The organism is Streptomyces albireticuli (assembly GCF_002192455.1).
In the GTDB taxonomy this organism is placed as follows: domain Bacteria; phylum Actinomycetota; class Actinomycetes; order Streptomycetales; family Streptomycetaceae; genus Streptomyces; species Streptomyces albireticuli_B.
The window spans coordinates 7,436,641-7,452,446 of record NZ_CP021744.1; the positions used below are offsets into that span (position 1 = coordinate 7,436,641).

Consider the following 15,806-nt stretch of genomic DNA (forward strand, 5'->3'; position numbering starts at 1 on the left):
GCCGTCCCCTCGGGGGGCGGCCGGCTCCTCGCGTCTCCGCGCCGCTACCCGAGGTCGTCCCAGGTGACCACCGGGCTCCCGGCCCGCAGGCTGAAGTCCACGGCCGGGTTGCGCACCGGCCACTTCAGCCGCAGCCAGTGCGGCACCGTCGCCGCGATCCCGTCGTCACCCGCCAGATGCCAGAAGGTGTTGGAGTCCTGCCGGGCGAAGTAGGGGCAGAAGAGGGAGATCACCAGGACCACCCGCCGCCCCTTCGTCACCGGTGTGACCGCGTGGAAGATGCGGCTCCCGTGGAGGAACAGCGTCGCCCCGCGCTCCCCGCACGCCGCCTCGCGGATCCGGGCGTCCCCCGGCGACGCCCGCGGGAACTCCTCCGTACGTCCCTGGAAATAGGTGAAGCGGCCGCCCTCGTAGTCCTCGTAGCCGTTCAGCTGGATCGTGAAGACGTAGTCCATGCCGTCGCGGTGCCACCGCACGATCTCCGGCCGCCCCTGACCGCTGCCGTAGTTGATCTGGGCGGTGGGGATCCGCAGCGGGTGCGGGATCAGCGGGACCCCGACCAGCCGGGAGCACGCCACCAGGAACGCCCGGTCGCGGATCATGTTGTTGATGAAGGGCGAGAGCAGGTCCGCGCTGCGCAGCCGCCGCGTCGCGATGAACCGGCTGTGCCCCGCCGTGCCCTCCAGGGCGTCGCACACCTCGGTCAGGCAGGCCAGCCCCTCGTGGGTGAGCAGCTGGAACGGCCCCACGACGGCCGTGTCGTCCAGCCGGCCACGCCACGCGCCGAGCTCGTCGCTCCGGTAACCGAACTCCCGCAGTGAGACGCGCGGCCCGGCCGCCGCCGGGTCCACGAACCCGCTCCGCCACCGCGGCTCCGCCGGCAGCGTCGCGCCCCGCCGGGGGGTACGCGCCCGCAGGGCGTGCGAGAGCTGCTGGAGTCCGGTCGGGGTTCTCGGGAGGTCGAGCGCGCTCGTTCCGGCGCTCCGCGCCGAGGGCATGGGCATGGGGCATCTCCTTCGAGGAGAACGCGATCCGCTGAATGCCGAGTATCAAAACGCCGCCCCCGGGCCGTCACAAGGCCCGAACCCGCCAGCGTCCCCCCGCCCGGCGGCGCCCGGCTTGCCGCCTATCGGATGACAAGTAGCGTTATTTCCGAACGGGTAGATGGTGCGTTCAAGTCCACCCGGCTCCACTCCAGGGGCCGTAGCTCAAGGCAGAGCGACCCGTTCACCCCCTATATCCCCACACGGACGTGGTGCGACGGATGCGGATGGCGGCGGGCCCGCTGGACTGGTCCCTGGTGAGCGGATGGATCCCGGTCGCCCTCCTCGTCGTGGGCCTGTGCGCGCTGGCGGCGCTGCTCCTCTCCCGCCGCCGCACCTGGTGGACCCGGTGGGCCCCGCTCGCCGTGCTGCTCGCCGCCGTCCTCACCTGGCTGCTGCGCACCGCCGTGGACGACTGGTGGCAGCCCTTCCCCGACCCGCTGCCGACCGATGTGGTGATCTGGGCCGGGATCGCCGTCCTCGGCGTCTGCCTCGCCGTCTTCCGGATTCCGCTCCTCCGCCCCCGGTACTGGGCGGGCGCCGTCCTCGCCGCCGTGCTCACCGTCCTCCTCGGTGCCTCGGAGATCAACAAGCACTTCGACCAGTACCCCACCGCGCGTACCGCCCTGAACTCCTGGCTGACCAAGACCACCAGCCTCGCCGACGCCACCGGACGCACCGAACCCGTCCTGCCCGTACCGCCCGGCAAGGTCACTGCCGACGTCTGGCGGCCCCCGCACGACCTCCCCGAGAACGGCACCCTCTCCAAGTCGGACATCCCCGGCACCCGCTCCGGCTTCGACGCCCGCGGCGCCTTCGTCTACCTCCCGCCCGCCTACCGCGCCACCCCCCGCCCCCTGCTCCCCGTCATCGTCCTCATGGCCGGCCAGCCCGGCTCCCCCGACGACTGGATCAACTCCGGCCGGCTCCTCGACATGATGAACGCCTTCGCCGCGGGCCACCGCGGCCTCGCCCCCGTCGTCGTGGTCGTCGACCCGCTCGGCTCCCAGTTCGCCAACACCCTCTGCATGGACTCCCGGCTGGGCAACGTCCAGACCTACCTCGCCACCGACGTCCCCGACTGGATCCGCACCCACCTCCAGGTCGCCACCGCCCGCACCTCCTGGGCGATCTCCGGCATCTCCTTCGGCGGCACCTGCTCCATCCAGCTCGGCGTCAACGCCCCCCAGGTCTACGGCGTCGTCAACGACATCTCCGGCCAGGAGGCACCGACCCTCGGCAGCAGGCAGAAGACCGTCGACAAGGCCTTCGGCGGCGACACCGCCGCCTTCGAGAAGGCCAACCCCCTCGACGTGCTCGCCCGGCAGCGCTTCCCCGACACCAAGGCCGCCTTCGTCGCCGGCAGCGACGACGGCACGTACCGGCCGCAGCAGCGCAAGGTCTACGACGCGGCGGTCAAGGCCGGCATGCGGGCCGAGTGGGTGCTGCTCCCCGGCGGCCACAGCTGGCAGGTCTGGCGCCCCGGCCTGGAGCGGCAACTGCCCTGGATCTCCCGGCAGACGGGACTGATCCGATGACCGCCGCCACCGCCGCGCCGCCCCCCGACGCCCCCACCCGCGGCGACGGCACCCACGCCTGGCGCGTCACCCTCGACAGGATCCTCGCCCCCGTCCGGCACGCCCCCTTCACCCTCGCCTTCCTCGCGGTGCTCTGGATCGTCGGAGCCGTCACCGGCAGCCTCGGCTCCGGCCCCGGCCGGCACCGCATGGAAACCGTCGCCGTCGGCGTCCCCGCGCTCGCCGAGGGCCGCTGGTGGACGCCCGCCAGCTCCCTCCTGTGGTGCCCCGGCCTCGGCGGCTACATCGGCTCCACGCTGGTCGTCCTCCTCCTCGTCACCCCCGCCGAGCGCCGCCTGGGCGTGGCCCGCACCGCCGCCGTCCTGCTCGGCGGCCAGATCCTCGGCACGCTCCTCGGCGTCGGTGTCGTCAAGCTCGGCTCCCTGGCGGGGGAGTGGTGGCTGGACGAGCTCGCCGACTACCGCGCCGTGACCCCGAGCGTCGGCGCGCTCGCCGTCGGCGGGGTCCTCAGCTACCGCCTCACCGCCCTGTGGCGCCGCCGCACCCGACTCGGCATCGTCGCGTTCGCCCTGGTCATGGCCCTCTACGTCGGACACCTCCAGGGCGTGCTGCGGCTCGGCGGCGCCGTCGTCGGCCTCGTCGCCGGCGCCGTCATGTACCACCGGTCCGGGCCCTGGCGGCTGCGCTACTCCTCCCACACCGAGGCCCGCGTCCTGGTCGCGCTCGTCGTGGCCGCCGCGGCCATCGGCCCCATGGTGGCCATCCTCTACCGCGACTCCTACGGCCCCCTCAACTCCTTCCAGCTCTACGTCTCCGTCCAGCCCACCGACCAGGAGGTCGCCGACGCCTGCGCGGCCTCGGCGGAGGACTGCCACCTCACCCACGCCCTGCGGAACTTCTACGACTCCCCGGCCACCGTCATGGCCGTGCTCGTCCCCGCCATGATGCTCGTCCTCGCGGAGGGCCTGCGCCGCGGGCTGCGCCTCGCCTGGGCCCTGGCGATCCTGGTCCACCTCGCCTGGATCGCCCTGTTCTCGTACTGGCTGAACGACTTCCTCAGCCACCCCGCGGGCTGGGCCGAGCCCACCGAACGCTCCACCTACGCCCAGGCCTTCGCGGAACAGATGCTGCTGCCCGTCCTCGTCGTCGCCCTCCTGATCGTCACCCGCGCCCGCTTCGACCTGCGGCTGCCGCACTCGACGATCCGCCGGCTCGCGGCCGTGACCGGCGGCGCGCTCCTGGTCGCCTGCGCCGCGTACGTCGGCATCGGCTACGCCGTCCGCGACCAGTACGACCCCGACGCCACCCTGCCCCTGCTGCTCTCCGGGCTGCCCTCCGAGTTCCTGCCGCCCACCCTCGTCGGCGCGTTCGCCGACTGGCCCGTGCCCGTCGGCGGCACCGCCCAGGCCCTCTTCCAGTACTGCGGCCTCCTCTTCTGGCTCGTCACCCTGATCGCCCTGCTCTTCACCTTCCGGCGCCCCCGGCTGCACACCGACGCGGACGCGGCCGTACGGGCCCGGCGGCTCCTCATCGAGCAGGGCGGCTCGACGCTGTCGTACCTCACCACCTGGGACGGCAACTACTACTGGTTCGACGACCGCGGGCGCGCCGCCGTCGCCTACCGGGTGGTCGCCACGGTCGCCCTGACCACGGGCGAACCCTTCGGCGCCCCCGACGCCCGCGCCGCCGCCGTCGCGGGCTTCTCCCGGTACTGCGACGAACGCGGCTGGACCCCCTGCCTCTACAGCGTCGGCGAGGAGACCCGTGAGGCATCCGAACGGCTCGGCTGGCGGTCGGTGCAGGTCGCCGAGGACACCGTCGTCCCGCTGCCCGACCTCGCCTTCACCGGCAAGAAGTGGCAGGACGTCCGCACCGCACTCAACAAGGCCAAGAAGGAGGGCATCACCGCCGAGTGGTGGTCCTACCCCGACGCCCCCGTCGCCCTCACCGACCAGGTGCGCTCCATCTCCGAGGAATGGGTCGCCGACAAGGGACTCCCGGAGATGGGCTTCACCCTCGGCGGCCTCGACGAACTCGACGACCCTTCGGTGCGCTGCCTCCTCGCCGTCGACGCCGACCGCACCGTGCACGGCATCACCAGCTGGATGCCGGTGTACGGCCACGGCAAGCCCGTCGGCTGGACCCTGGACTTCATGCGCCGCCGGACGAGCGGCTTCCGCGGCTCGATGGAATTCCTCATCGCCTCCGCCGCCCTCGGCTTCCAGGAGGAGGGCGCCCGCTTCCTCAGCCTCTCCGGCGCCCCCCTGGCCCGCAAGGCGACGGAAGAACCACCGGCGGCGCTCCAGCGCATCCTCGACCTCGGCGGGCGGGTCCTGGAACCGGTCTACGGCTTCCGCTCCCTGCTGGCTTTCAAGGCGAAGTTCCAGCCGGAGTACCGGCCGATGTACATGACGTACCCGGACCCGGCGGCGCTGCCGGCGATCACGCGGGCGATCGGGAAGGCGTATCTGCCGCACATGACGGCAGCTCAGGGGGTCCGGCTGATGAGGCAGTTCTCGTCGTAGGGGCCGTCCACCGGGTCGCCGTCAGGGGCCCGCGCCACTGAACGGGCAGTGTCCGGAGCCCTCCGCCGGGGGAGCCGGTCCGTGCACCGGTCCAGCGTGTCGAGCGGCGCCGCCGGGCGCAGGCCGGGCATGCGGTGCAGCAGACCGCTGATCGCGATTTCGAGCTCGGCCGTGGCCAGAGCCGCCCCCAGGTACCTGTGCGGGCCCTGGCCGTAGACGAGATGGGCGTTGCCCCGGTGCCGGATGCCGAACCGGCCGGGGTCCTTGAAGGGCGCGGGGTCGCGATTGGCGGCCCAGGTGAGCGGCATGACGCTGTCGCCCCGCCGGACGGCCGTGCCGCCGAGTCCGAAGTCCTCGCGCGCCACGAGGACGCGGAACAGCAGGGCCGGGGTCTGATAGCCAATCAGCTCCTGGACGGCGTTCGGGATCAGCTCCGGCTCGGAGCGCAGCGCCCGCAGCTGATCGGGGTGGCGCAACAGCCTCCAGACGGACGCCGCGATGGCGCCGGCGGTGCATTCGTAGCCGGCGAGGAGAATGCTGAGGGCCAGCTGGACGATCTCGGCGTCGGTCAGCCGGTCGTCACCCTCCTGTGCCGCCAGCCAGGCGCTGAGCAGATCGTCGCCGGGGTGCGCCCGCTTCTCCTCCAGGTGCCGCTCAAGATGGGCGAGCACGTCGAGCAACGCGGACATCGCCTCGTCCTGGGGGGCCTCACCGATCGCGGCCATCCGGTCCGCCCACCGCCGGAACCGCACATTGTCCCGGGCCGGAACGCCGAGGATCTCGCAGATCACGGTGATCGGGAGCGGCAAGGACAGCCCCGGTACGAGACCCGCGGGCGGCCCCGACTCCTCAAGGGCGTCCAGGAGCCCGTCGGTCAGCTCCTGGACACGGGGGCGCAGCGCGGTGACCCGGCGGGCGGTGAGCGGCTTGGCCGTCAGATTGCGCAACTGGGTGTGGGGAGGCCCGTCGAGAAGGAGCGTACGGTCGCGCAGGACGCCCTCGCCCATCGGCCCGGCCGCGCCCAGCTCCGGTGTGCCCGCCGTGACATCGCGCGCGAGCGAGGGATGGCTCAGCGCCGTACGGACCCCGTCGTATCCCCTGACGGCCCAGACCAGCTCCCCGCCGGGAAGGCGCGTCCGGAAGACGGCGCTCTCGGGCAAGGCCGGGGGATCGCCCCTGAACTCCCGTACCGGCATGTCGTAAACGTGCCCGCGATCGTCCACTCCGGCCCCCTCGGCAGGTGCCATGATGGCACCGGGAGTACGGCTACCCGGCAGGACCGGCCGCGGGCAAGGCCACGACATCGGCCACCCCGTCTGTACGGTCCCGGGCCCGTCGGCAACCCCCAGGCGCTCCCGGACCCACAGACCTGCCCGGCTCTCAGTGCTGACGGCCGGGGAACCCCTGACGGCCCGCCGCCCGGCAGCCCGCACCGCACGGGGGTGCCACCGGGGAGCCGGTGCCGTACAGCCCACCGGCTCGTCCGTGGTCGCCCCTTCCCGGTAGAACTCCCGGGGCTCAGAGGGCCGTGAGGACGCGCGGCCCGTCCTCGGTGACGGCGACCGTGTGCTCGAAGTGCGCCGCTCGGCTGCCGTCCGTGGTGCGCAGCGTCCAGCCGTCGGGGTCCGTGCGGTAGCCGTCCCGGCCGCCCGCCATCAGCATCGGTTCTATCGCCAGCACCAGGCCGTGCCGCAGTGGCATCCCCCGGCGCGGGCGGCCCCGGTTGGGGACGGGCGGGTCCTCGTGCATCTGGCGGCCGATGCCGTGGCCGCCGAAGTCGGCGGGCGTCCCGCAGCGGGCCGCGCGGACGACACCGCCGATGGCGTGGGAGATGTCCCCGAGCCGGTTGCCCACGACGGCCGCGGCGATCCCGGCGGCCAGCGCCTCGCGCGTGGCGTCCATCAGCTCGGTGTCCCCGGGGCGCGGCGTGCCGACGCCGAACGTGATGGCCGAGTCGCCCGTCCAGCCGTCGAGCCGCGCCCCGCAGTCGACGCTCACCAGGTCGCCGTCGCGCAGCCGGTAGCCGTCGGGGATGCCGTGGACGACCGCGTCGTTGACCGACGCGCAGATCACCGCGGGGAACGGCGTCGGCGCGAACGAGGGGTGGTAGCCCAGGAACGGCGAGGTCGCGCCCGCCTCGTCCAGTACGGCGCGCGCCGCCTCGTCCAGCTCCCGCAGGCTCACCCCCACGCCCGCCGCCTCGCGCGCGGCGGCCAGCGCGCGGGCCACGACGCGCCCCGCCTCGCGCATGGCGTCCAGTTCGGCATCGGACTTGATCTCCACCATGGTCTGTCGCTCCCGTTCCCTCGGCTCGGCCCGACAGGCCGAGCCAATTTCTATACCGGTATAGTTATCACGGTATTAGTATCACGGTCATGGTGAGAAATCCTTTGACCCCGTGGGAGCGCCGCCGTGGTGAGACCTTCGGCCTGCTGCTCCGCAGAGCGCGCGGCGACCGGAGCATGGTGGAGATCGCGGCGGCGGCCGGGCTGTCCGCCGAGACGCTGCGCAAGATCGAGACGGGCCGCGCGCCGACCCCGGCCTTCTTCACGGTGGCCGCCCTGGCCGCCGTGCTCGGCCTGTCCATGGACGACCTCGCCGCGGCCTCGGCGGAGGGCGCCGGCGCGGAGCCGGAACTCGCGGAGGCCGGATGAGCGGGACGCCGTAGGGCGGCCCCGACACAGGCATCCTGCTTCCGCCGCGACAGCAAGCGGAATGCAGTGCGCGTATGCCACCCGGGTGGCATCGTCCGTCCCTCGGACGTCTCCACCACGCCTGATGGGTGCGAGGCCCGCGTCCGGGGAAGAGACCCCGGCACGTGAGCGGAACGGCAGGGCGGAGTACGCGACGCATGACGGGTGGCTACCGCGCGCTGTTCCGGCACCCCGGTGCCGTACGGCTGGCGCTGGGCGGGCTGGTCGGGCGGCTGCCCGTCGGCATGCTGGGTCTGGCCTTCATCCTGGTGCTCCGTGACACCGCCGGCTCCTACGCCATGGGCGGGCTCGCGGCCGGGGGCTATCTGATCACCGCTGCGGTGTGCGTGCCGCTGTGGAGCCGGGCGGCGGACCGCGTCGGGCCGCGGCCCGTACTGCTGACCACCGGCCTCGGCCAGGCGTGCGTACTGGTCACCTTCGCCCTGCTGGCCGGCCGCGACGCCGGCGCGGCCGTGCTCGTGACCCTGGCGGCCGCCACCGGCGTCCTGCTGCCACCGCTCGGGGCCGTGATGAGGGCGTTGTGGTCGACGGCGCTGGCAGACGAGCCCGACGCCAAGAGAGCGGCCTTCGCCTGCGAATCTCTGGTGATGGACCTCGCCTTCGTCATCGGACCGACCCTGGTGGCCGGCATCGCGGCGCTGACCGGCGCGGCCGGAAGCCTGCTCTGCGCGGCCGCGGCCACCGTCACCGGGTGCCTCACCGTCGCCGCCTCCGCGCGCGTGTCCGCCGTCTCCGGCCGGCGGCTGCCCGACGGTGCGCCGCGCCCCGGCCCCCTGCGCGACCCCGCCCAGCTGGCCCTGCTGCTGATCGGCTTCCTGCTGATGGGCAGCGTCAACCTCACCGAGATGTCCCTGGTGGCGTCCGCCGACGCGGCCGGGCACCGCCACGCCTCCGGCCCGCTGATCGCCGCGCTCGCCTGCGGCAGCCTGATCGGGGGCTTCGGCTACGGCGGCCGGCGCTGGCGGGCGGGCCCCGCCCGGCGGCTCGCGCTCCTGCTCGCGGCGCTGGCGGCCGGCTGGGCGGTCCCGGCCGCGGTCGGCAACCTCTGGGCGCTCGGCGCCCTGCTCGCCCTCGCCGGGCTCGCCCTCACCCCGGCGATCACCGCGCAGTACGAGACCCTGGACGGCATCGCCGCGCGCGGCTCACTGACCGAGTCGTTCGGCTGGCTCAACGCGGCCGGCGCGGCGGGCATGTCGGCGGGGGCCGCCGTCGCCGGACTCCTGGCGGGGACGCCCGCCCACGGCTTCCTCCTGGCCGCGGCGTCCTGCGCGCTCGCCTGCGCGCTGGCCTGCGGATGCCGCGGCGTCTGGCACGGCCGGGCGGAACCCGCCGAGAGCGTTTCCCTCATGTGACCGTGACGTCCGGCCCGGAGGGCGCTGTCCACCGGGCAGGGCGCCCGGAGTCCTGGGCGGGTCGCGGGCCGCCGGCCGGTCCTACCGGCTCCACTTCGGCCTCCACCCGCCGGTCATAGGTGCGGCGGGCCGCGAGTACGGCGTCCTGGTGCTCCTCCGACCAGTCTTGAATAACCGTCAGGAGTCCCGTGAGGCACATCGAGCGCGCCCTGCCGCTGACGGAGGCGGCCGCGGCGCACCGGCTGATCGAGAGCGGGCGGGTGAAGGGGAAGATCGTCCTCGTTCCCTGCGGGCGGGAGCCCGCGGGGGCGGATTCCAAGGGCACGGGGCCGGGGTTTCCTTGACCACGTCCAGGACGCGGAGGCCGGCCCTCGCGCTCGACCGGCAACTCACCGCGGGTCCCACGCTCCCTCAGGGCCTGCCCGTCCAGGGAACGACCGGCCCCCGCCGGTGCCGGGACCGGGGCTGCGGAGAACGTCGGCGGCCGGCCCCCTTCGGGTGCATGGCACCCGCGAATCCACCGAGCGGGGGAGCGGCCGGACGTCCACGGCCCCGGCACCGGGAGCGCGCGTCCCGGGAGTACGCCGGCCGCCTACGACCAGACGCCCTCCGCCGCCGTCGCCTTCACGTAATCCCGGAAGGAACGCGGCTCCCTGCCCAAGGCCTGCCGCACACCGTCGCTCAAGAAGTCGTCGGCGCCCTTGCTGATGCCGTCGAGGAAGCCCGCGACGGCCTCGGCGTCCTCCTGGGCGATGCCCGCGCCGGTGAGGTTCTCGGCATAGACGGCCGGCGCGATGTGCCGGTGGCGGACGTCGCGGCCCGCCGCCTCGCCGATCAGCGCCAGGGCCTCGGCGAACGACAGCGTCTCCGGCCCCGACAGTTCGTAGGTCCGTCCGTCGTGACCGTCGGCGGTGAGCGCCGCCACCGCCACGTCCGCGATGTCCTCGGCGTCGATGAACGGCTCGCGGCCGTCGCCCGCGGGCGTCGCCACCTCGCCCGCGAGGACCTCCGGCAGGAAGAAGTCCGCCGCCGCGAAGTTCTGCGCGAACCAGCAGGGACGCAGGATCGTCCACTCCAGCCCGGACTCCCGGACCGCCGCCTCGGTCGGCGGCACCCCGTCCTCGTCGATGCCGCGCACCGAGAGCTGGACGAGCCGCCGGACGCCCGCCTCCTCGGCGGCCGCCACGAAGGCCGCCCGCTCGGGCAGGCCGAGCGTCTCGGTCGGGACGATGTACACGGCCTCCACGCCGGCGAGGGCCGGGGCCCAGGTGGTGCGGTCGGCCCAGTCGAAGCGGGTGGAGCCCGAGCGCGAGGCGGTACGCACGGAGTGGCCGAGGGACGTGAGGCGGGGGACGACGCGGCTGCCGGTCTTGCCGGAGGCGCCGAGAACGAGGATCTCTGTCATGACGCACAGTCAACCGGCGGGCCGGATGCGACTCCATGGGCGAAAGGACGGGATGCATAGGAGATCGTCCGGACTGTGCCGGGGTTGTTCCGGGGCCGCCCGCGCGGAGGGCGCCGGCGGCCCGGCACGTGTCCGGGTGAACATGCCACGCCCACCGCGCTGGGCGGGGCCCTCGCGGGTAGGCGTGTGGGGAGTCACCGGCCGGGTGACGGCGGCGGAAGCGCGTACGCCGCCGGGCCCGGCACGCTTCCAGGAAAGGCAGGAGACATGGCGGGTAACGACCTGGGAAGTCTGCTGGGCGGACTGCTCGGCGGCGGAAGTGCGGGCGGGGGCAAGGGTGGCGCGGACCTGCTCGCCGCCCTCCTCGGGACGCTCGGCAGCGACGGGGGCGGGAACCCGCTCGCGGGGCTGCTCAACCAGCTCCGTGACGGCGGTCTCGGCGCGAAGGCCGAGACATGGGTGGGCACGGGGAAGAACGAGGACGTCAGCGGCCCGGAGGTGGCGCAGGCGCTGCCCACCCAGACGCTGGACCACGTCGCCCAGCAGGCCGGCGTCTCGCCCGAACAGGCCGCCGACGAGATCGCCCGCGTCCTCCCCGAGGCGGTCGACAAGCTCACCCCGCAGGGCGAGGTGCCGCAGGGGTCCCTGGAGGACTTCCTCGGCCGCGGGTAGCCACGGGCCGGACCGGCGCCGGGCCCACCGTCCTGGAGAACACCGGCCGCTGACGGGCCGCCACCCCCGCCCGCCACCTGCCTGACCGATCGGTTAGATTACTGACCGATCGGTCAGACCTGAGTGGGAGAAGGGGAGGCGGAACGATGGAACGCACCACGTGCTGTGTCGTGGGCGGCGGGCCGGCGGGGATGATGCTCGGGCTGCTGCTCGCCCGGGCGGGCGTCGAGGTGACCGTCCTGGAGAAGCACCGGGACTTCCTGCGGGACTTCCGGGGGGACACCGTCCACCCCTCGACCCTGCGGCTGCTGGACGAGCTCGGCCTCGGCGCCCGGTTCGCGCGGATCCCCTTCCCCAAGCTGGAGGAGATGCGCATGCGGATCGGCGACGCCACCGTCGTCATGGCCGACTTCCGGCGCATCCCCGGCGCGCACAAGTACATCGCCATGGTCCCGCAGTCGGACTTCCTCGGCCTGCTGGCGTCCGCCGCCGAGGCCGAACCCTCCTTCACCCTGCGCCGGTGCACGGCGGTCACCGGACTGCGCACCGAGGGCGGACGCGTCACCGGGGTCCGCTACGTCGCCGAGGACGGCACCCCCGGTGAGCTCGCCGCGGACCTCACGGTCGGCTGCGACGGCCGGCACTCGGTGGTCCGCCGGGAGGCCGGCCTGCGGCAGGACTCCTTCGACGTCCCCATGGACGTCTGGCAGGTACGGGTCGACGCGCCGCGCGGCGGCCTCGCGGACGGCCGGGTCCTCGCCCGCTTCGGTGACGGCCAGGCGGCCGTCACGATGGACCGGGGCGACTACCACCAGACCTCGTACCTCATCAGGAAAGGCACCGACGAGGAGCTGCGCCGGCACGGCATCCAGTGGTTCCGGGACCGCCTCGGCGCCCTGTGCGGCTGGGACGACGAGGTCACGGGCACGATCGGCTCGTGGGACGACGTCGCGCTCCTCCGCGTGACGATGGGCCGGCTGCGGCGCTGGTACCGCGACGGCCTGCTGTGTATCGGCGACGCCGCCCACACCATGTCGCCCGTCGGGGGAGTGGGCGTCAACCTCGCGGTGCAGGACGCCGTCGCGGCGGCCCGGATCCTCGCCGGGCCGCTGCGCCGCGGCTCCGTGACCACCGCCGACCTGGCACGCGTGCAGAAGCGGCGCGCGCTGCCCACCGCCCTGGTCCAGCGGTCCCAGCGGAGCGAGCACGCGCTCCTCCGGCAGGCGCTCGACGGCACCCTCGGCGGCGACCGGCTGCCGGTGCCGCTGCGGCTCCTGCGCGGGGTGCCGCCCCTGCGGGGCGTGACCGCCTACCTCGGCGGGGTCGGTATACGGCCCGAGCGCGCGCCCGCCTTCGCACGGGGCTGAGCAGGTGGTACGAGCCTGAGCAGGCGGTACGAGCCGCCCGGCCGGGCCCCGGCGCGGCGGGTCCCGGGGCTCAGTCGCCGCGCCGGATGGCGTGCAGGGTGAACGTCTCCAGCTCGTCGGCCGCCGCTTCGAGGTCGAGGTCGGGATGGGCCAGCCAGTGCGAGATCACCCCGTCGATGGCTCCGCCGACGGCGAGCGCCACCGTCCGCGGGTCGAAGTCACGCAGCCGGCCCGCCCGCTGACCCGCCTCCAGGAGCGCGACGAGGCGCCCCAGGCGGTCGTGGGTGTCGTGCGACCCGGGCGTCTTCAGCCGGGTGCCGCCGGCGTCGTCCAGCAGCATCTCCGTGATCACCCGCACATGGCGGCGGTTGGCCCGCTGGTAGGAGATCATCGCGCGGACGTAGGCGACGACCGCGGCGAGCGGGTCCGGCTCGCTCTCCACGCGCGCGGTGACGTACTCCGTGAACCGCTCCAGCACCTGGGCCAGCGCCGCGCGGGTGAGGTTGTCCTTCGAGGAGAAGTGGTAGAGGACGGCGGCCTTGGAGATGCCGGCCTCCTCGGCGATCGCCGACAGCGAGGTCGCCGGGTAGCCGCGCGTGGAGATCAGGTCGACGGTGCACTCGATGATCTGCTGCCGGCGGGCCCGCTCCCGGAAGGTCGGCGCGTCGGAGCCGGCGGTCCGGCGAGAAGTCATCGTGCGGTCACCCTTTTTGTTCCTCGCGCGGTGGTCCGCGCGTCCCTTCGCCGCACCGGCCGGCCCCACGGCCGGCCCGCCGGTCACCCGACCGTACACCGCGGTGCGGCCGGCCCGGCAGCCGCCCGTGGCGGCCGGCCGGGCCGTGGCCCCGGTGGGTCGGGGGCGGGTCAGGGTCTTCGGACGGCGGCCGCCGCGTCGTGGTCGGCGCGGGCGGCGGCGACGGCCGTGCCGTGGCGCTCCGCCCAGCCCACCAGTCCGCTCAGGACGACGTGGAGTTCCTCGGCCAGCGGCGTGAGGCTGTACTCCACCCGGGGCGGCACGGTGGGATAGACCGTGCGGTCGAGCAGGCCGTCCCGCTCCAGCCTGCGCAGATTGAGGGTGAGGACCCGTCGGCTGATGCCCGTGACGGCCCGCTCCAGCTCGGTGAACCGGGCCGGGCCCCGCCCCGCGGCCACCAGGATGCCGATGCTCCACTTGCCCGCGACATGGTGGAGGACCTCCATGACCGGGCACGCCTCGGCCCCGGGCCGCCCGGTCACCTCGACGGCGCCGCGCGGGACGACGGTGCCGCCTCCTCCCCGCGTTCTCATCCGGCCAGGATCCTCAGCGCGCCCACTCCGGTGACGCCTCCCAGCCCGGCCGGTGTCAGGCACGCCGTCGGGGGTTCCGCGGGCAGCATCCGGACCGTGCGGTGCGCCGTGCCGCCCGCGCCGAGCCCCTCCGTCACCCGTCCCGTGAGCGTCACGACCGTGAGGCCCGCGACCCGGACGGCGGTCGACTCCCCGTAGACGATCAGCGATTTCCGCCCGTCGGCATAGCGCACCCGCTCCCGTACCCGGGCCGAGTTCACCGTCAGGCACGAGGCACCGGGGGAGTCGCCCACGCTGAGCCCGGCCGCCGGGGCCGGCGTCGGGCCGAGACCGTGGCAGCTGTAGTCGCTGACGGCCTTGAGGGAGACCCGCTTCGGCAGAAGGGTCAGCCCCGGGCTGTAGGTGGTGTTCTCCGCCCCCTCGCAGGCGATCACCTTGCCGGGTTCCGAGGCCGGCGCCGGCGCCGCTGACATGCCCGTCAGCACCAGGGAACACACCGCCACCACGGCGCCACGCACACCGAACATTTCCCACCCCTCCGCACAGCCACGGTCGCGCCTACGCTCGCGCTCCGCTGCTGTCTACCCGTGCGGAACGCGGGAGTCGCTCCGTCGTGGGAGGCTCCCGCAGCACACCCGTCCCGGCCGCGCCAAGGCACGCGCACCCCAGCGCGCGGCCGGAAACCGCACCACCCGACTGCCGGTCGGCCGCACTCCCTGGTGGGAGTCCGGCCGACCGGTCCGTCAGCGGCGGCGGGCCCCCGTGGACACCGCGCCCGCGCCCTCCGCGATCTTCCACTCACGGTGCAGGGCGCCCAGCGGCACGGGCTTCTCGAAGACCGGCGTGTTGAAGATCTTCAGCTGGACCTGGAGGGCCCCGCTCAGATCCAGGCCGCCGAAGGCCTTCCACTTGCCCGACGCCGAGGCGCTGCCGTCCATGGCGGCGGACGCCTCGCCCTCGGCCTCCGCCCGCAGGTACGGCGCGACGTCGGCGGTGACGCCGACCGTGCCGTACAGGCCGAGGCTGGCCTCCGTGCCGAGGGTGGCCTTGACCTTGCCCGCCGCGCTCACGGTCGCCCGGGGCGAGGTGGCCGTGATGTCCGAGGTGTTGACCGGGGTCCACCCCTTGGCGTGGGTGTAGTCGCCGCCGACGCGGAACCCGCCCTTGAGGTCCTGCTTGATGTCGACGTTGACGCGACCGTCGGCGTCGACCTGGAGGTAGCAGGTCAGACCGACGTTCACGACCACCGGCACCGGGCCCACCTGGATGACGGGCGTGGCCTTGAGCTTGGCGAACGGCACCCGCAGCGGCTTGGCGTCCGTGCTCGCCGCCGCCTGGCCCTTGAGCTCCCAGCCCGAGGTCCAGTCGCCGGCGAGCGCCAGGGACGCGGCACCGGGCGAGAGGCCCGAACCACCCCGGCCGTCGTACGAGAAGTCGACCTCCGGAGCCAGCTGGACGAAGCCCGACGCGGACGCCGCGGCCGAGGCCGGCGCGTCCTTCGCCGTGGCGATCGAGGTGCCGACGTCGATCCGGAGACTGCCCAGGGGCACCTTCCCGCCTTGGGCCCGAAGCGGACGTCGCCGGTCTTCGCCCAGGACACCTTCGTGCCCTTGACGAGCGGTTCGACCGTGACGGCGGACGGGTCGACGGGCACCTTGCCGTCGGCCTTGGCGTCACCGAGCAGCGCCCCCAGGGTGGCCGGGGCCGTGTTGACCTCGGTGCCCTTGTCGGTGCTGCCCAGCACCTGGGTGACCTTGGCCAGGACACCGTCGGGGGCGCCGGGCGTGGGCGCGCTGGCGATGATGTCGCCGACGGCCACGGAGGAGTTCCGTCCGGCCCCCGGGGAGGGGGCCGAGGGCGCGGCCGAGCCGGCCGGGGCCGACGGCGACGGGTGGGCGAGAGA

At 74.2% G+C, this 15,806-nt stretch carries 15 protein-coding genes; 7 read left to right on the forward strand and 8 right to left on the reverse strand.

Going from position 1 to position 15,806, the window contains the following annotated elements; translation table 11 throughout:
• Positions 1–44 precede the first annotated feature (44 nt).
• On the reverse strand, positions 45–1,004 hold the full coding sequence (locus tag SMD11_RS31905; protein WP_087929743.1) for a 2OG-Fe(II) oxygenase: 960 nt from the start codon (positions 1,002–1,004) through the stop codon (positions 45–47).
• A 260-nt stretch (positions 1,005–1,264) separates the two neighbouring features.
• Between SMD11_RS31905 and SMD11_RS31910 the strand changes: the two genes are divergently transcribed.
• Together SMD11_RS31910 and SMD11_RS31915 are read left to right on the forward strand one after the other, a co-directional pair.
• Positions 1,265–2,581 carry an alpha/beta hydrolase gene (locus SMD11_RS31910; RefSeq protein WP_234366262.1) on the forward strand — a complete coding sequence of 439 codons (1,317 nt, stop codon included), beginning with the start codon at positions 1,265–1,267 and terminating at the stop codon, positions 2,579–2,581.
• The gene (locus SMD11_RS31915; protein ID WP_087929744.1) at positions 2,578–5,106 is read left to right on the forward strand and encodes a bifunctional lysylphosphatidylglycerol flippase/synthetase MprF; all 2,529 of its coding nucleotides are present in this window, start codon (positions 2,578–2,580) and stop codon (positions 5,104–5,106) included. Before SMD11_RS31910 ends, SMD11_RS31915 begins: the two co-directional genes overlap by 4 nt.
• Here the strand turns inward: SMD11_RS31915 and SMD11_RS31920 are convergent.
• Entirely contained in the window at positions 5,070–6,266 is a 1,197-nt protein-coding gene (locus tag SMD11_RS31920) for a cytochrome P450 (RefSeq protein WP_159395419.1), read from the reverse strand. The genes SMD11_RS31915 and SMD11_RS31920 overlap by 37 nt on opposite strands.
• 358 nt (positions 6,267–6,624) lie before the next feature.
• Entirely contained in the window at positions 6,625–7,392 is a 768-nt protein-coding gene (map, locus tag SMD11_RS31925) for a type I methionyl aminopeptidase (protein WP_087929746.1), read from the reverse strand.
• A gap of 89 nt (positions 7,393–7,481) precedes the next feature.
• Here map and SMD11_RS31930 point away from each other — a divergent pair, with 89 nt between their 5' ends.
• From SMD11_RS31930 to SMD11_RS31940, 3 genes are all read left to right on the forward strand, one after another.
• Positions 7,482–7,760: a helix-turn-helix domain-containing protein gene (locus SMD11_RS31930; protein ID WP_087929747.1), complete on the forward strand. Its 279-nt coding sequence runs from the start codon at positions 7,482–7,484 to the stop codon at positions 7,758–7,760.
• A gap of 164 nt (positions 7,761–7,924) precedes the next feature.
• Positions 7,925–9,172: an MFS transporter gene (locus SMD11_RS31935; RefSeq protein WP_418952498.1), complete on the forward strand. Its 1,248-nt coding sequence runs from the start codon at positions 7,925–7,927 to the stop codon at positions 9,170–9,172.
• Between the two features lie 188 nt (positions 9,173–9,360).
• Complete coding sequence (locus tag SMD11_RS31940) at positions 9,361–9,516, forward strand: zinc-binding dehydrogenase (RefSeq protein WP_234366263.1); 156 nt, start codon at positions 9,361–9,363, stop codon at positions 9,514–9,516.
• Positions 9,517–9,764: 248 nt separating this feature from the next.
• On the opposite strand, the gene SMD11_RS31945 is transcribed toward SMD11_RS31940, so the two are convergent.
• Positions 9,765–10,577 (reverse strand): NAD(P)H-binding protein, encoded by an 813-nt coding sequence (locus SMD11_RS31945; RefSeq protein ID WP_087929750.1) that lies wholly within the window; start codon positions 10,575–10,577, stop codon positions 9,765–9,767.
• A gap of 186 nt (positions 10,578–10,763) precedes the next feature.
• On the opposite strand from SMD11_RS31945, the gene SMD11_RS31950 reads away from it, so the two are divergent.
• Both SMD11_RS31950 and SMD11_RS31955 read left to right on the forward strand, forming a co-directional pair.
• Positions 10,764–11,249: a YidB family protein gene (locus SMD11_RS31950; protein WP_267896876.1), complete on the forward strand. Its 486-nt coding sequence runs from the start codon at positions 10,764–10,766 to the stop codon at positions 11,247–11,249.
• Between the two features lie 146 nt (positions 11,250–11,395).
• Positions 11,396–12,616 (forward strand): FAD-dependent oxidoreductase, encoded by a 1,221-nt coding sequence (locus tag SMD11_RS31955; protein ID WP_087929752.1) that lies wholly within the window; start codon positions 11,396–11,398, stop codon positions 12,614–12,616.
• A gap of 70 nt (positions 12,617–12,686) precedes the next feature.
• Here the strand turns inward: SMD11_RS31955 and SMD11_RS31960 are convergent, their stop codons facing one another.
• From SMD11_RS31960 to SMD11_RS37145, 4 genes are all read right to left on the reverse strand, one after another.
• Positions 12,687–13,310, reverse strand: a complete 624-nt coding sequence (locus SMD11_RS31960) for a TetR/AcrR family transcriptional regulator (RefSeq protein ID WP_087929753.1) — start codon at positions 13,308–13,310, stop codon at positions 12,687–12,689.
• 170 nt (positions 13,311–13,480) lie between these two features.
• A complete protein-coding gene (locus SMD11_RS31965) occupies positions 13,481–13,816 on the reverse strand; it encodes a winged helix-turn-helix transcriptional regulator (protein WP_199844106.1) in 336 nt (111 codons plus the stop codon).
• Positions 13,817–13,899: 83 nt separating this feature from the next.
• Positions 13,900–14,430 (reverse strand): hypothetical protein, encoded by a 531-nt coding sequence (locus SMD11_RS31970; RefSeq protein ID WP_087929755.1) that lies wholly within the window; start codon positions 14,428–14,430, stop codon positions 13,900–13,902.
• A 216-nt stretch (positions 14,431–14,646) separates the two neighbouring features.
• Positions 14,647–15,453, reverse strand: a complete 807-nt coding sequence (locus SMD11_RS37145; protein WP_324614791.1) for a hypothetical protein — start codon at positions 15,451–15,453, stop codon at positions 14,647–14,649.
• Positions 15,454–15,806 lie beyond the last annotated feature (353 nt).

Bases quoted from the DNA above. Each gene is read 5' to 3' on its own strand.
- map (WP_087929746.1), bottom strand. From the start codon at position 7,392: ATGGTGGAGATCAAGTCCGATGCCGAACTGGACGCCATGCGCGAGGCG.
- SMD11_RS31905 (WP_087929743.1), bottom strand. From the start codon at position 1,004: ATGCCCATGCCCTCGGCGCGGAGCGCCGGAACGAGCGCGCTCGACCTC.
- SMD11_RS31915 (WP_087929744.1), top strand. From the start codon at position 2,578: ATGACCGCCGCCACCGCCGCGCCGCCCCCCGACGCCCCCACCCGCGGC.
- SMD11_RS31945 (WP_087929750.1), bottom strand. From the start codon at position 10,577: ATGACAGAGATCCTCGTTCTCGGCGCCTCCGGCAAGACCGGCAGCCGC.
- SMD11_RS31910 (WP_234366262.1), top strand. From the start codon at position 1,265: ATGCGGATGGCGGCGGGCCCGCTGGACTGGTCCCTGGTGAGCGGATGG.
- SMD11_RS31930 (WP_087929747.1), top strand. From the start codon at position 7,482: ATGGTGAGAAATCCTTTGACCCCGTGGGAGCGCCGCCGTGGTGAGACC.
- SMD11_RS31960 (WP_087929753.1), bottom strand. From the start codon at position 13,310: ATGACTTCTCGCCGGACCGCCGGCTCCGACGCGCCGACCTTCCGGGAG.
- SMD11_RS31955 (WP_087929752.1), top strand. From the start codon at position 11,396: ATGGAACGCACCACGTGCTGTGTCGTGGGCGGCGGGCCGGCGGGGATG.
- SMD11_RS31970 (WP_087929755.1), bottom strand. From the start codon at position 14,430: ATGTTCGGTGTGCGTGGCGCCGTGGTGGCGGTGTGTTCCCTGGTGCTG.
- SMD11_RS31965 (WP_199844106.1), bottom strand. From the start codon at position 13,816: ATGGAGGTCCTCCACCATGTCGCGGGCAAGTGGAGCATCGGCATCCTG.